Here is a 14,314-nt window from a genome sequence, read left to right on the forward strand (position 1 = left end):
GCCTCGCCGAGCTCCGTGGCGCCCAGCCCGCCGACCGCCGGGCCGCGGACGACGAGCCAGGTCGGGACCGCCGGGTCGCCGAGGTGCGGGCGCATCGCGAGGATCCCGGCGACCGTCCGCAGGTCCCGCGGGGCGACGACGAGCACCGCGTCGCACGCGCGGACCAGCGACTCCCCCGCGACGACCGCCCCGCGGTCCACGTCCAGCACGAGGGCTCCCGCCTCGGCGGTGAGCGCGTGCAGGACGTCGGCGACCACGGCCGGCTCGGGTGGCCCCGGGCGAGCGCGGTCGGCGCTCAGCACCGCGCAGGCTCCCCATCGGGGCAGCAGTGCCAGCACGTCGGCGCCCGACACCTCGCCGCGGGCGTCGGCGAGGTCCGGCCAGCGCACACCGTCGGCGGCTTCGAGCCCGAGCAGCACGTCGATCCCGCCGGACGCCCGGTCCAGGTCCACCAGGACCGTGGCGGTGCGGCGTGCGAGCTGACGGGCGACGGCCGCGGCCAGGGTCGACGCACCGGCTCCGCCACGCCCGCCCAGCACGCCCACGACGAGCGCGCGGCGCCGGGTGGAGGCAACCGACGGCCAGGTCGGGTGGGCGGGACGGGCTCCCGTGAGGGGGGTCATCGGGTGCACCTCTCCGTCCGGCCCGACCTGACCGCCGGCGCACCCGGAACACTGCCGCGCACCCGTCCTGCGCGGGCCGCACCCTGGCGCACCCGTGGACGCCGCCGACGGACGCGGGGCTGGGGGCGGCTCGCCGTGGTGTCGGGGCCGCCCACTAGGCTCGCCGCGAGCCGCACGACACCCCGCCGCCGACCGCCCGGAGCAGCATGGACGAGGACCCGACGCCGCAGGACGGCCTGCGCGAGGCTGCGTTCTTCGACCTCGACAAGACGATCATCGCGACGTCGTCGGCGACCGCCTTCTCGCGCCCGTTCCTCGCGGGGGGCCTGCTGACCCGCCGCTCGGTGGTGCGCACCGCGTACGCGCAGCTGCTCTACCAGCTCGGGGGTGCCGACGAGGACCAGACGGAGCGCCTGCGCGCGCAGCTGTCACGCATGGTCGCCGGCTGGGACGTGTCGCAGGTGTCGGCGATCGTCGCGGAGACCCTGCACGAGTCGATCGACCCCACCGTGTACGCGGAGGCCGTCGCGCTCATCGCGGAGCACCACGACGCGGGCCGGGACGTCGTGGTGGTCTCCGCGTCGGGCGCCGAGGTGGTCGAGCCGATCGCCGCGATCCTCGGTGCCGACCACGTGATCGCGACCCGGATGAACGTCCTCGACGGGCGGTACACGGGTGAGATCGACTTCTACGCCTACGGCCCGAACAAGGCGTCGGCCATCCGCGAGCTCGCGGAGGTCGAGGGGTTCGACCTGGCCGCCAGCTACGCCTACTCCGACTCCGTCACGGACGCACCCATGCTGGGCGCCGTCGGCCACGCGTTCGCGGTGAACCCCGACCGGGCGCTGCGCCGGCTCGCCGTCGAGCGCGGCTGGGGCACGCTCTCGTTCGTCCGCCCCGTGCCGCTGTTCCCCCCACGGGCCCGGATCGTGACCGCGGGCGTCGTGACCCTCGTCGCCGCGGGCGTGCTGGTCACCTGGCTCCTGCTCCGACGGCGCCGCCGGAGCACCTGAGGCGGTCCCGCATCACGGACGCACGTCCCAGCATCCGGCGCCCTCACCCCGCTGGCCTGCGGCGTCGTCGTCGCGGGTGTTGCTCGCGCGGGAAGAGGAGTACGACAGGACCACAACTGCATGACCGCGAGGGCACCCACGCGCAGGAGAGCCCACCTATGGGCAGGTCGACCGGGCTCGTCCCGTCGCGACCGACACCGGTGCACGCCTGATCACCCTCGCGTTCCGCTGTTGGCGGCGGCGCCCCTCGGGGCGCCGCCGTTCGTCTGCCCGGCAGCCGTGCGGACCGCGGGCCGGCCGACCACGTCATGAGTGACGTCAGACAGCCCGCGAGCGCGTCTCAGGGCTTGCTCGCGCCCGGTCAGCCCAGCGAGCCTGCGAGCACCGCGTCCGCGATCGTGCGGGCCTCGTCGGCCCCCACCACCACCGCGTCCCCGTACGCGCGCACCCACGCGGCCACGCCCTGCGGTGACCCCGTCGCGAAGCCGGCCGCCGCGCCCAGGTACGGGTTCAACGCGCCGGCCCAGGCGGCCTCCGCGACCACCGACCCGGTCGGGTCCAGCCCGCGCGCGGTCAGGAGCAACCGCGCCACGGCCCGCGCGACCAGCCCGTTGGCCGCAGTGAAGGGACGCAGGGTCAGCAGCTCGCCGTGCACGACGGCTGCCACGACGAGCGCGGGCACCTGCGTGGTCCGCACGGTCCGGTCCAGGAGGTCCACGCGCGCGGCCAGCTCGTCGCCGGCCAGCGCGGGACCGAGACCGGTGAGGTCCTGCGGCGGCCCCACCACCCGGAGGCGGCCGACGCTCGGCTCGTCCAGCCAGCCGCCGGTCGCGGCGACGTGCACCCGGACGAGGAGCTGGCGCAGCGGCGGGAGGTCGGCGGCGCCGCGGGCTCCGAGCGCGGGCATCCACTGCTCCACCAGGACGGTCGCACCGAGCGCGCCGGTCACCACCGGCGCGGTGCCGCCGCCGGTCGCCAGCTCCCGGACCAGGGAGAGCGGCACCCGGACGCCCTCGACCGCGCACGACGCCTGCGTGGCGCGCAGACCCGCCTCCGCCCGGACCTCCCGCCAGCGACGCCGGTAGGCCTCGTGCCAGCGCAGCTCCTCGCAGGCCACCCGGGCGCGCTCCACGGCCTCGGCCACCCCGGCGAGCTCGAGCAGGGGGGCGAGGGGGTCGGTCACGCGGTCACCCTATAGATGAGTCCACAATGGCGAGATGGTGTCCCCGAGCGTCTCCTCGTCCATCACCGCGCGCCTGGAGGTGCAGGCCCGACCGACCGCCGTCAGCGAGCTCACCACGGCGATCGAGAAGGCCGGCGGCATCGTCACGGCCCTGGACGTCACGGCCTCCGGCCACGAGCAGATGACCGTCGACGTCACGTGCGCGACGCGCGGCGAGGCGCACGCGGCGGACATCGTCGACGCCCTCAAGGCCCTGCACGGAGTCGTCGTCGAGCGCGTCAGCGACCGCACCTTCCTCATGCACCTGGGCGGCAAGCTGTCCATCGAGTCGAAGGTGCCGCTGCGCAACCGCGACGACCTGTCGATGGCGTACACCCCCGGCGTGGCACGCATCTGCGAGGCGATCGCGGCCCACCCGGAGGACGCCCGCCGCCTGACCATCAAGCGGAACACCATCGCCGTGGTCACGGACGGCACGGCGGTGCTGGGGCTCGGCAACGTCGGTCCGCTGGCCAGCCTGCCGGTCATGGAGGGCAAGGCGGTGCTGTTCAAGCGGTTCGCCGGGATCGACGCGTTCCCCATCGCGCTGGACACCACGGACGTGGACCAGATCGTCGAGACCATCTGCGCCATCGCCCCGGTGTTCGCCGGGATCAACCTCGAGGACATCTCGGCGCCGCGCTGCTTCGAGATCGAGCGGCGCCTGCGGGAGCGCCTCGACATCCCGGTGTTCCACGACGACCAGCACGGCACCGCCATCGTCGTGGTCGCGGCACTGACCAACGCGCTCAAGGTCGTCGGCAAGGACCTGGAGTCGGTGCGGATCGTCCTGTCGGGCGCGGGCGCGGCGGGGACGGCCGTGCTCAAGCTGCTCCTCGACGCGGGCGCCAAGGACGTCGTGGTCGCGGACATCGAGGGCGTCGTGCGCGCCGACCGGCCCGGGCTCGACGAGTCCCTGTTCTGGACCGCGTCGATGACCAACCCGCGCGGGGTCTCCGGCAGCATCCCGGACGCGCTCGCCGGCGCCGACGTGTTCATCGGGGTCTCCGCACCGGACGTCATCACGGGCCACGACGTCTCGACGATGGCCACGGACTCGATCGTGTTCGCGCTGGCCAACCCCCGCCCGGAGGTGGACCCGGACGACGCGGCGCAGTACGCGGCCGTCGTCGGCACCGGTCGGTCCGACTTCGCCAACCAGATCAACAACGTGCTCGCGTTCCCGGGGGTGTTCCGCGGCCTGCTCGACGCGCAGTCCCACCGGATCACCAGCCGGATGCTGCTGGCGGCCGCGCAGGCGCTGGCGTCGGTGGTCACGGACGACGAGCTCAACCCGACCTACATCGTCCCCAGCGTGTTCAACCCGGAGGTCACGACCGTCGTCGCGGCAGCCGTGACCAAGGCCGCGCACGAGACGGTCGACGCCTAGACCCGCCGCGCGAGCGACTCCGCTGCGCGCTGCGTCGCCCGGACCAGCCCGTCGGGCACCATCCCGTCCTCGAACGTCACGGCCAGCCCGGCGATCGGGTGCCCGGTGTGGTCCCGCACGGCCACCGCGACGGAGGCGAACCCCGTGGTCACGTCCCCGTGCTCCGACGCCCACCCGACCCGCCGCACCTCGGTGAGGATCGCCCGCAGCTCCGACGGCCGCCGCGGACCCACACCGGTGCGGTCGACGAAGGCCTCCCGGCCGGGGAACAGGGCGCGGACCTGCGCGGTCGGGAGCGCCGCGAGCACCGCCCGGCCGCTCGCGGTCAGGTGGGCCGGGAGCCGCACACCCACGTCGGTGACCAACGAGGGCCGGCCGGCCGCGCGCTCCTCGACGACGTAGACCACGTCCCGCCCGTGCAGGACGGCCAGGTGCGCGCTCTCGCCCACCTGGTCCACCAGCCGTGCGAGCACCGGCCGCGCCGCGCGGGCGAGCGGAGCCTGCCGCGAGTAGGCGGAGCCGAGCTCAAACGCGCTCAGACCCAGGCCGTAGCGGCGCTCCTCGGGCAGGTGGACGACGAACCCGTGCTCGGTGAGGACGGCGAGCAGGTGGTACGTGGTGGACCGCGGGAGGTCGAGCGCCGTGGCCAGCGCGGCGGCGGGCAGCGGGCCGGTGCGGGACAGGTGCCGCAGGAGGCGCAGGGTGGCGTCTGCGGCGGGCACAGCGCTCACGAGGGCCTCCTGTCTGGCATCCCAGACAGTATCGCCGGGGCACACCTACGCAAGGGGCCGGCCGCGCGGTGTCATGAGTCATGGGCGCCCCCACCACCGTCGTCGTCGGCACCGGATCGGTCTCCATCGCCGACGTCGTCGCGGTCGCCCGGCACGGCGCGGGCGTGCGGCTCTCCGGCGAGGCACTGACCGCGATCGCCCGGGGCCGCGAGGTGGTCGACGCCCTGGCGCGGGACGCTCAGCCGCACTACGGCATCTCCACCGGCTTCGGCGCCCTGGCCACCCTGTCCATCCCGGCCGACAAGCGCCTGGACCTGCAGCGCAGCCTGGTCCGCTCCCATGCGGCGAGCACCGGGCCCGAGGTCGAGCGCGAGGTGGTCCGAGCGCTCATGCTCCTGCGGCTGTCCACCCTGGCCACCGGGCACACCGGCGTCCGCCCCGAGACCGCGAGCGCCTACGCCGCGATGCTCGACGCCGGCCTCACGCCGGTCGTCCGCGAGTACGGCTCCCTCGGCTGCTCCGGTGACCTCGCACCGCTCGCCCACTGCGCGCTGGCGCTCATGGGCGAGGGCGAGGTCCGCGACGCCACGGGGCAGCTGGTCACCGGGGAGCGACCGGTGCACACCCTCACCGAGAAGGAGGGGCTCGCCCTCATCAACGGGACGGACGGCATGCTCGGCATGCTCGCCCTCGCGCTGCACGACCTGGACGTCCTGCTGGACACGGCCGACATCGCCGCGGCGATGAGCGTGGAGTCCCTGCTCGGGACGGACGCGGTGTTCGCCGCCGACCTCCAGCGATTGCGCCCGCACCCCGGGCAGGCCGTCTCCGCCGCGAACATCCGCGCGGTGCTGCGCGGCTCCGGGATCGTGGCCAGCCACCAGACCCCCGAGTGCACCCGCGTGCAGGACGCGTACTCGCTGCGGTGCGCGCCGCAGGTGCACGGTGCCGCGCGGGACACCGTCGCGCACGCGCGGACCGTGGCCGAGCGCGAGCTGTCCGCCGCGATCGACAACCCGGTGATCACCGACGACGGCCGGGTCGAGTCCAACGGGAACTTCCACGGCGCCCCGGTCGGGTACGTGCTCGACTTCCTGGCGATCGCCGTCGCCGACGTCGCGAGCATGTCCGAGCGCCGCACCGACCGGTTCCTCGACGTCGCCCGCAGCCACGGCCTGCCCGCGTTCCTCGCGCACGACCCCGGCGTCGACTCCGGCCTGATGATCGCGCAGTACACGGCCGCCGGGCTGGTCAGCGAGCTCAAGCGGCTGGCGGTGCCGGCCAGCGTCGACTCGATCCCGTCGTCGGCCATGCAGGAGGACCACGTGTCGATGGGCTGGCACGCGGCCCGCAAGCTGCGCCGGTCGATCGACGCCCTGACCCGGGTGCTCGGCATCGAGCTGCTCACCGCCGCACGGGCGCAGGACCTGCGCGCACCCCTGGAGCCGTCGCCGATCACGCGGGCGGTCAAGGACCTGCTGCGTGCGCGCGGCATCCCCGGCCCCGGCCCCGACACCTATCTGGGACCGGACCTGGAGACCGCAGCCGAGGCCGTCCGCTCCGGCGCGGTCGCCGCACACCTAGGAGCCCACTCATGACCGCCGGACCCCGCCCCGTCCGCGCACCGCGCGGCAGCACGCTGACCGCCCGCAGCTGGCAGACCGAGGCGCCGCTGCGGATGCTCATGAACAACCTCGACCCGGAGGTGGCCGAGCGCCCGGACGCCCTGGTCGTCTACGGCGGGACCGGCAAGGCCGCCCGGTCGTGGGACGCGTACGACGCGATCGTGCGGACGCTGACCACGCTCGGCGACGACGAGACGCTGCTCGTCCAGTCCGGCAAGCCGGTCGGCGTGCTCACCACGCACGAGTGGGCGCCGCGCGTGCTGATCGCCAACTCGAACCTCGTGGGCGACTGGGCGACGTGGCCGGAGTTCCGGCGCCTGGAGCAGCTCGGGCTGACCATGTACGGGCAGATGACCGCGGGCTCGTGGATCTACATCGGCACGCAGGGGATCCTGCAGGGCACGTACGAGACGCTCGCCGCGGTGGCCGCGAAGCGGTTCGGCGGGACGCTGGCCGGCACGCTGACCGTGACCGGCGGCTGCGGGGGCATGGGCGGTGCGCAGCCGCTCGCGGTGACGCTCAACGGCGGCGTGTGCCTGATCGTCGACGTCGACGGCGACCGGTTGCACCGGCGGGTCCGCGAGCGCTACCTGGACCGGGTGGCGACGAGCCTTGACGAGGCGATCATGCTGGTCACCGAGGCGAAGCAGGAGAAGCGCGCAGTCTCCGTCGGCGTCGTCGGCAACTGCGCCTCCGTGCTGCCCGAGCTGCTGCGCCGCGGGGTCGAGGTCGACGTGGTCACCGACCAGACGTCCGCGCACGACCCGCTGAGCTACCTCCCGGTCGGCGTCGAGGTGGCCGACTGGGCGTCCTACGCGGCCGCGAAACCGGAGGAGTTCACCGAGCGGGCGCGCGAGTCCATGGCCCGGCACGTCGAGGCGATGGTCGGGTTCCTGGACGCGGGAGCCGAGGTGTTCGACTACGGCAACTCGATCCGCGACGAGGCACGGCAGGGCGGCTACGAGCGGGCGTTCGACTTCCCCGGGTTCGTCCCCGCGTACATCCGGCCGCTGTTCGCGGAGGGCAAGGGGCCGTTCCGGTGGGCCGCCCTGTCCGGGGACCCGCACGACATCGCGGTGACCGACCGGGCCGTGCTCGACCTGTTCCCCGACGACGACCACCTGCACCGCTGGATCCGCGCCGCGCAGGACCGGGTCGCGTTCCAGGGGCTGCCGGCCCGCATCTGCTGGCTCGGCCACGGGGAGCGCGACCGGGCCGGGCTGCGGTTCAACGAGCTGGTCGCGTCAGGACACGTGACCGCGCCGCTGGTCATCGGCCGGGACCACCTCGACGCCGGCTCGGTCGCCTCCCCGTACCGGGAGACCGAGGGCATGGCCGACGGCTCCGACGCGATCGCCGACTGGCCGCTGCTGAACGCGCTGGTCGCCGCGAGCTCCGGCGCCACCTGGGTCTCGATCCACCACGGCGGCGGCGTCGGCATGGGCCGTTCCATCCACGCCGGGCAGGTGTCCGTCGCCGACGGCACCGACCTCGCGGCGCGCAAGCTGGCCCGCGTGCTCTCCAACGACCCCGCTATGGGCGTGCTGCGGCACGTGGACGCGGGGTACGCGCGGGCCGACGAGGTGGCGACGGACCACGGGCTGCGCGTGCCGATGCGGGAGAGCACGTGACGTTCGCGAGCACGTGGTCGGACCTCGAGCCGGTCGGGCGCGCCACCGACGGCGGCTACCGCCGGTTCGCCTGGACCCGCGAGGACCACACGCTGCGCGAGTGGTTCGCCGCAGAGGCGCAGGCGCGCGGCCTGGACCTGGTGACCGACCGCGCGGGCAACCAGTGGGCGTGGTGGGGCGACCCGGACGCGACGCCGGGGGTCGTCACCGGCAGCCACCTCGACTCCGTGCCGGGCGGCGGTGCGTTCGACGGGCCGCTCGGCGTGGTCAGCGGGTTCGCGGCCCTCGACCTGCTGCGGGAGCGCGGCGTCACGCCGGCGCGGCCGCTGGGCATCGTGAGCTTCGTCGACGAGGAGGGCGCCCGCTTCGGCGTCGCGTGCGCGGGCTCCCGCCTGATCACGGGCGTGCTGGACGCGGACCGGGCGCGGGCGCTGCGCGATGCCGACGGGGTGAGCATGGCCGACGCCCTGCGCACCGCCGGCCGCGACCCCGCGGAGCTCGGCCCTGACCCGCAGGCGCTGCGCCGCATCGCGTCCTTCGTCGAGCTGCACGTCGAGCAGGGCCGCGCCCTCGTGCACACCGGCGACCCGGTGGGCGTCGGGCGGATGATCTGGCCGCACGGCCGCTGGCGCGTCGAGCTGCGCGGTGAGGCCAACCACGCCGGCACCACCCCGCTGGCCGACCGGCACGACCCGATGCTCGACCTCGCGGCGCTGATCGCCCACGTCCGCCGGGCCGCGCAGGACGCGGGCGCGCTGGCCACCGTCGGGAAGGTGCGGGTGGACCCGAACGGGGTCAACGCGATCCCGTCCCAGGTCACCGCGTGGCTGGACGTCCGCGCCGCGGAGGAGTCCGCGGTCCGCGCGGTCCTCGCCGCGCTCGAGACCTACGTGCCGCAGGAGGAGTCCTGGACCCCGGTCACCGTGCTCGACGCCGACCTCGCGGACCTGGTCGCGGGCACGCTGGGCGACCCGCCACGCCTGGGCACCGGAGCCGGCCACGACGCCGGCATCCTCGCCGCGGCGGGCATCCCGACGGCGATGCTCTTCGTCCGCAACCCGACCGGCATCTCGCACGCGGCCGCGGAGGACGCCGACGAGGCCGACTGCCTGGCGGGCATCGACGCGCTCGCCGCCGCCCTGGGACGGTTGCTCACGTGACGACGTACTGGGCCGCCCACGCGTGGCTCCCGACGGGGCTGACGAGCGACGTCCGCGTCACCGTGGCCGGCGGCCGGATCACGGCTGTCGAGACCGGGGCCGCCGGCCCCGACGACCACCGGCTCCCCGGCGTCGTCCTGCCCGGCTTCGCCAACACCCACTCCCACGCGTTCCACCGCGCGCTGCGGGGCCGGACGCACGACGGCGGCGGCACGTTCTGGACCTGGCGGGACCGCATGTACGCGCTCGCCGCGACCCTGACCCCGGACACGTACCTCGACCTCGCCCGCGCCACCTACGCGGAGATGGTGCTGGCCGGCGTCACCGTGGTCGGCGAGTTCCACTACCTGCACCACGGCCCCGGCGGCACGCCCTACGACGACCCGAACGTCATGGCCGAGGCCCTGCGCACGGCGGCCCGCGACGCCGGCCTGCGGCTCACGCTCCTGGACACCGCCTACCTGACCGGCGGGATCGACGCGCCGCTCGCGGGAGTCCAGCGACGGTTCGGGGACCGCGACGCCGACGCCTGGGCCGCCCGCGTCGCCGCGATCCGCCCGGACGACACGATGACCGTCGGCGCCGCGATCCACTCCGTGCGCGCGGTCCCCCTCGACGCGATCCCGGTGATCGCCGCGCACGCCTCGGGACGCCCGCTGCACGTGCACCTGTCCGAGCAGCGCCTGGAGAACGAGCAGGCGCTGGCCACGTTCGGCGCCACCCCCGCGCGGGTGCTGGAGGACGCGGGCGCCCTGGGCCCGCGCACGACCGCGGTGCACGCGGTGCACGTCACCCCCGAGGACGTCGCCATCCTGGGCTCCACCCGCACCGGCGTCTGCCTGTGCCCGTCCACCGAGCAGGACCTCGGCGACGGCATCGCGCCCGGCGCCCTCCTGCACGCGGCGGGCGCCCGGCTGAGCGTGGGCAGCGACCAGCACGTCCGGACCGACCTGCTGGCGGAGGCACGGTCGGTCGAGCTGCACGAGCGGCTGGCCGACGAGACCCGCGGCGTGTTCTCCCCCGCCGAGCTGCTGGGGCTCCTGACGTCGGGGGGTCACGCGAGCCTGGGCGACCCCGCGGGTGGGCGCCTGGCCGTCGGTGCCCCGGCCGACCTGGTCGCCGTCCGCACGGACACCCCGCGCACCGCCGGGGCGGACCCGGCGCAGCTGGTCCTGGTCGCGGGCAGCGGGGACGTCGACACGGTGGTGGTCGGCGGCGTCGTGCGGGTCGAGGGCGGGCGGCACGTGCTCGGCGACGTGGGGGCCATGCTGGGCACGGCCGTCAGGAGCGCGTGGGGGGAATCCCGATGACGTCGCACCTGGTCACCGGCATCGGTGAGCTGACCACGCACGACGACCGCTTCGGCGGGCCGCTGCTCGGCGCCGCGCTGGTCGCGCAGGACGGGCTCGTCGTCTGGGTCGGGTCCGCGCAGGACGCCCCGGCCGCCGACCGGCGCTCCGACCTCGCCGGCGCCGCGGTGGTCCCCGGCTTCGTCGACTCGCACACGCACCTGGTCTTCGCCGGCGACCGGTCCGCCGAGTTCGAGGCCCGCATGGCCGGCACCACGTACACCGGCGGGGGGATCGCGACGACGGTCGCGGCGACGCGCGCCGCCTCCGACGCCGAGCTCCGTGCGTCGCTCGCCCGGCTCGTCGCCGAGTCCCGCAGCCAGGGCACCACGACCCTGGAGATCAAGAGCGGCTACGGCCTCGACGTCGAGACCGAGGAGCGCCTGCTGCGCCTCGCCCGCGAGGTCACCGCCGAGACCACGTTCCTCGGTGCGCACGTCGTCCCGGCCGGCGCCGACCGCGGCGAGTACCTGGCCCTGGTGACCGGGCCGATGCTCGCAGCCTGCGCGCCGCACGCCCGCTGGGCCGACGTGTTCTGCGACCCCGCCAGCCCCTACGCGTTCGACGCCGGCGAGTCCCGCGCCGTGCTCCTCGCCGCGCAGGCCGCAGGGCTGGAGCTGCGGGTGCACGGCAACCAGCTCGCCCCCGGCCCCGGGGTCAAGCTCGCCGTGGAGCTCGGCGCCGCGAGCGTCGACCACTGCACCTACCTCGCTGACTCCGACGTCGCCGCACTGGCCGGCAGCGACACGGTCGCCACGCTGCTGCCCGGGGTCGAGTTCTCCACCCGGTCGCCCTCACCGAACGCGCGCCGGCTGCTCGACGCGGGCGCCGAGGTGGCACTGGCCACCGACTGCAACCCGGGCACCTGCTTCTCCACGTCGATGCCCCTGATGATCGCGCTCGCGGTCCGGGAGATGGGGATGACGGTCGCCGAGGCGGTCCGGGCGGCCACCCTGGGCGGCGCCCACGCGCTGCGCCGCGAGGACGTGGGCCACCTCCGGGTGGGCGCGCGCGCTGACCTCGCGGTGCTCGACGCCCCGACCTACCGGCACCTGGCCTACCGCCCGGGGGTGCCGATCGCCCGCGGGCTGAGCCTCTAGGCCCAGGTCGCCCGGCGGTACTGCGGCTGCCAGGAGCTGACGTCCTCGACGCCCAGCTCGTGCGCGGCCCGCAGCGGCCAGAACGGGTCGCGCAGGCCCTCGCGGCCCAGCAGGACGGCGTCCGCGGAGCCGTCGGCCAGCACCGCCTCGGCCTGCGCCGGCTCGGTGAGCAGCCCGACCGCCGCCACGGGCAGCGCCGACGTCTCGCGCACCTCGCGCGCGGCGGGGACCTGGTAGCCGGGGCCGACGGGGATCGACGCGGGTGCGTTGCCCCCGGTCGAGACGTCCACCAGGTCGACGCCGTGAACGCCGAGCTCCTTGGCCACCTGTGCGACCTCGTCGACCGTGAGCCCGCCCTCGACCCAGTCGGTCGCGGACAGCCGGACGAACAGCGGCTTGTGGTCCGGCCAGGCGGCGCGCACGGCGTCCGCGGTCTCGACGAGCAGGCGTGCGCGGTTCTCCAGCGAGCCGCCGTACTCGTCGTCGCGGTCGTTGGACAGGGGCGAGAGGAACTGGTGCAGCAGGTACCCGTGCGCGGCGTGCAGCTCGACCACGTCGAACCCTGCGTCGTCGGCCCGGCGGGCGGCCTCGGCGAACGCCGCCGGGATGCGACCGATCTCGTCCAGCGTCAGCGCGTGCGGCGTCGCCAGACCGGAAAAGGCCGTCGCCGACGGTCCGACCGTGGTCCAGCCGCCCTGCGCCGACGGCACCGAGCCGCTGGCGTCGGCGAACGGGGAGTAGGTCGAGGCCTTGCGGCCCGCGTGGGCGAGCTGCACGCCGACCAGCGTGCCGCGCTCGTGCACGAAGTCCGTGATCCGCCGCCACTCGGCGATGTGCAGGTCGTGCCAGAGCCCGGTGTCCTCCGGGGTGATCCGCCCCTCCGGCACGACGGCCGTGGCCTCCGCGAGCAGCAGCCCGAACCCGCCCGCCGCGCGTGCGCCGAGGTGAACCAGGTGCCAGTCGTTCGGGCTGCCGTCGACGGCCGAGTACTGGCACATCGGCGCGAGCCAGGCGCGGTTGGCGAACGTGGTGCCGCGCAGGGTGAGCGGCGAGAAGAGGAGGGTCACGTGCGGTCGCAACCGACGGGCGGCGCCACCGATTCCCCCGGGCCCTAGGACCCCCATCACGTCGGCCGCGCCGCGCGACCATGGACGGGTGCTGAGCATCCCCGACGCGGTCGACTCCCAGGCGGTCGCCGCCCACCACAAGGTCGAGCTGACCGCGTCGCCCGGGGTGTTCCTGGTCCGCACCATGCTGGCCGGGGCGTACATCGGCATCGGCGTCCTCATCATGGCCACCGCGGGCGGTCCGCTGTTCGTGGCCGCCTCGCCGTTCACGCCGCTCGTGCAGGGCCTGGTGTTCGGCGTCGCGCTGACCATCGTGGTCGTGGCCGGGGGCGAGCTGGCCACGTCCGCGATGATGATCCTCACGCAGGGTGCGATCCGCGGCGTGATCGGCTGGGGCCGCGCCGGCCTGACCCTGCTGGCGTGCATGGCGGGCAACCTGGTGGGCGCGATGGTCTTCGCGCTCCTCGTGCACGTCTCGGGTGTCATGGCCCCCGGCACCGCCGGCGGGGCGGTCCTGGCCAGCATGGTCGAGCACAAGGCCGACGAGACCTCCGCGCAGCTGCTGGTCCGCGGCATCCTGTGCAACGTGCTGGTCTGCCTGGCCATCTGGTGCGCCGGCCGGCTGCGCAGCGAGGGCGCACGGATCGCGGTCGTCTTCGCCTGCGTCATGGTGTTCATCACCTCGGGCTTCGAGCACGTCGTCGCCAACATGACGACGTTCTCCCTCGGCCTGTACGGCAGCCTGCCCGGCGCGACCGTCGGCGAGATGGCCCGGAACATCGCCCTGGTGGGCCTCGGCAACCTGATCGGCGGCGGCCTCCTGGTCGGTGCCGCGTACGCGTACGGCAGCCGCCCGACGCCGACCCTCGAGCAGCCGCGCACGTCCGGCTCGGGCGCGCTGCCCGGCGACCGGGAGCCGCTGGCCATACGGTGACTCGAACAGCGGCGTCGCCCGGCGCCGCCCGAGTGGCCAGCTTCGAGGAGCACGCATGAGCACCTCCGACCCGCACCGCCCCGACGAGGCGCGCACCTCCGACGAGACGGTTCCCGCGATCGAGGAGACGACGCCGGCCGCCGACGACTCCCCCGCCCACACGGTCGCCCCCACGGTGGAGACGCTCGACCCACCGGCCGCGACGGAGCCCGACGCGGACACGCGGCGGCCCGACGCCGAGCCCGCCGCCGTCGAGCCGCCTGTGGACACCGGCCGCCACGCGGTCGTCCGCCCGACTCCCACCCCGCCCGACGAGCCCGGTCCCGGCCCCGTCGTCGCCACGACCGCCCCGGACCCCGAGCCGACCCCCGCTGCGGCCCCGCCGGCTCCCACCCCCGCCGAGCCCGCCCGCTTTGCTGCGACCCCTGCCACCGCCGCTGCCGACGACGACGACCGCCTGTTCCCGGAC

General features: G+C 75.4%; 12 protein-coding genes and 1 pseudogene. 9 read left to right on the forward strand and 4 right to left on the reverse strand.

Annotated features, from left to right (window positions below; translation table 11 throughout):
* A partial coding sequence (locus RYN42_RS16505) for a pilus assembly protein FlpE (RefSeq protein ID WP_315097899.1) occupies window positions 1–623 on the reverse strand: 623 nt, incomplete at its 3' end.
* Window positions 624–829: 206 nt separating this feature from the next.
* Between RYN42_RS16505 and RYN42_RS16510 the strand changes: the two genes are divergently transcribed.
* The gene (locus RYN42_RS16510) at window positions 830–1,636 is read left to right on the forward strand and encodes an HAD family hydrolase (protein ID WP_315097900.1); all 807 of its coding nucleotides are present in this window, start codon (window positions 830–832) and stop codon (window positions 1,634–1,636) included.
* Between the two features lie 361 nt (window positions 1,637–1,997).
* Here RYN42_RS16510 and RYN42_RS16515 read toward each other — a convergent pair whose 3' ends face one another.
* The gene (locus RYN42_RS16515; RefSeq protein WP_315097901.1) at window positions 1,998–2,819 is read right to left on the reverse strand and encodes a cell filamentation protein Fic; all 822 of its coding nucleotides are present in this window, start codon (window positions 2,817–2,819) and stop codon (window positions 1,998–2,000) included.
* Between the two features lie 34 nt (window positions 2,820–2,853).
* Between RYN42_RS16515 and RYN42_RS16520 the strand changes: the two genes are divergently transcribed.
* On the forward strand, window positions 2,854–4,248 hold the full coding sequence (locus RYN42_RS16520) for an NAD-dependent malic enzyme (protein ID WP_315097902.1): 1,395 nt from the start codon (window positions 2,854–2,856) through the stop codon (window positions 4,246–4,248).
* Here the strand turns inward: RYN42_RS16520 and RYN42_RS16525 are convergent.
* On the reverse strand, window positions 4,245–4,979 hold the full coding sequence (locus RYN42_RS16525; protein ID WP_315097903.1) for an IclR family transcriptional regulator: 735 nt from the start codon (window positions 4,977–4,979) through the stop codon (window positions 4,245–4,247). The genes RYN42_RS16520 and RYN42_RS16525 overlap by 4 nt on opposite strands.
* A gap of 80 nt (window positions 4,980–5,059) precedes the next feature.
* Here RYN42_RS16525 and hutH point away from each other — a divergent pair, with 80 nt between their 5' ends.
* The 5 genes from hutH to hutI are packed head-to-tail and all read left to right on the forward strand — an operon-like array spanning window position 5,060 to window position 11,844.
* Window positions 5,060–6,577, forward strand: coding sequence for a histidine ammonia-lyase (gene hutH / locus RYN42_RS16530; protein WP_315097904.1), 1,518 nt, complete (start codon window positions 5,060–5,062; stop codon window positions 6,575–6,577).
* Window positions 6,574–8,235, forward strand: coding sequence for a urocanate hydratase (hutU, locus tag RYN42_RS16535; protein ID WP_315097905.1), 1,662 nt, complete (start codon window positions 6,574–6,576; stop codon window positions 8,233–8,235). The genes hutH and hutU overlap by 4 nt, the downstream gene beginning before the upstream one ends.
* Window positions 8,232–9,395, forward strand: a complete 1,164-nt coding sequence (locus RYN42_RS16540; protein ID WP_315097906.1) for an allantoate amidohydrolase — start codon at window positions 8,232–8,234, stop codon at window positions 9,393–9,395. The genes hutU and RYN42_RS16540 overlap by 4 nt, the downstream gene beginning before the upstream one ends.
* Window positions 9,392–10,705, forward strand: a complete 1,314-nt coding sequence (locus RYN42_RS16545; RefSeq protein WP_315097907.1) for a formimidoylglutamate deiminase — start codon at window positions 9,392–9,394, stop codon at window positions 10,703–10,705. Before RYN42_RS16540 ends, RYN42_RS16545 begins: the two co-directional genes overlap by 4 nt.
* Window positions 10,702–11,844 (forward strand): imidazolonepropionase, encoded by a 1,143-nt coding sequence (gene hutI / locus RYN42_RS16550; RefSeq protein WP_315097908.1) that lies wholly within the window; start codon window positions 10,702–10,704, stop codon window positions 11,842–11,844. Before RYN42_RS16545 ends, hutI begins: the two co-directional genes overlap by 4 nt.
* On the opposite strand, the gene RYN42_RS16555 is transcribed toward hutI, so the two are convergent.
* Window positions 11,841–12,911, reverse strand: a complete 1,071-nt coding sequence (locus tag RYN42_RS16555) for an NADH:flavin oxidoreductase/NADH oxidase (protein ID WP_315097909.1) — start codon at window positions 12,909–12,911, stop codon at window positions 11,841–11,843. The genes hutI and RYN42_RS16555 overlap by 4 nt on opposite strands.
* 88 nt (window positions 12,912–12,999) lie before the next feature.
* On the opposite strand from RYN42_RS16555, the gene RYN42_RS16560 reads away from it, so the two are divergent.
* Window positions 13,000–13,845 carry a formate/nitrite transporter family protein gene (locus tag RYN42_RS16560; RefSeq protein WP_315097910.1) on the forward strand — a complete coding sequence of 282 codons (846 nt, stop codon included), beginning with the start codon at window positions 13,000–13,002 and terminating at the stop codon, window positions 13,843–13,845.
* A gap of 55 nt (window positions 13,846–13,900) precedes the next feature.
* Window positions 13,901–14,314 (forward strand): annotated as a pseudogene (locus RYN42_RS16565) (hypothetical protein); the annotation flags it as partial.

It is taken from the genome of uncultured Cellulomonas sp., assembly GCF_963527515.1.
Lineage (GTDB): Bacteria > Actinomycetota > Actinomycetes > Actinomycetales > Cellulomonadaceae > Cellulomonas.

Excerpts from the sequence above, each read along its gene's own strand:
- hutI (WP_315097908.1), top strand. The coding sequence starts at position 10,702 with ATGACGTCGCACCTGGTCACCGGCATCGGTGAGCTGACCACGCACGAC.
- hutH (WP_315097904.1), top strand. The coding sequence starts at position 5,060 with ATGGGCGCCCCCACCACCGTCGTCGTCGGCACCGGATCGGTCTCCATC.
- RYN42_RS16510 (WP_315097900.1), top strand. The coding sequence starts at position 830 with ATGGACGAGGACCCGACGCCGCAGGACGGCCTGCGCGAGGCTGCGTTC.
- RYN42_RS16520 (WP_315097902.1), top strand. The coding sequence starts at position 2,854 with ATGGTGTCCCCGAGCGTCTCCTCGTCCATCACCGCGCGCCTGGAGGTG.
- hutU (WP_315097905.1), top strand. The coding sequence starts at position 6,574 with ATGACCGCCGGACCCCGCCCCGTCCGCGCACCGCGCGGCAGCACGCTG.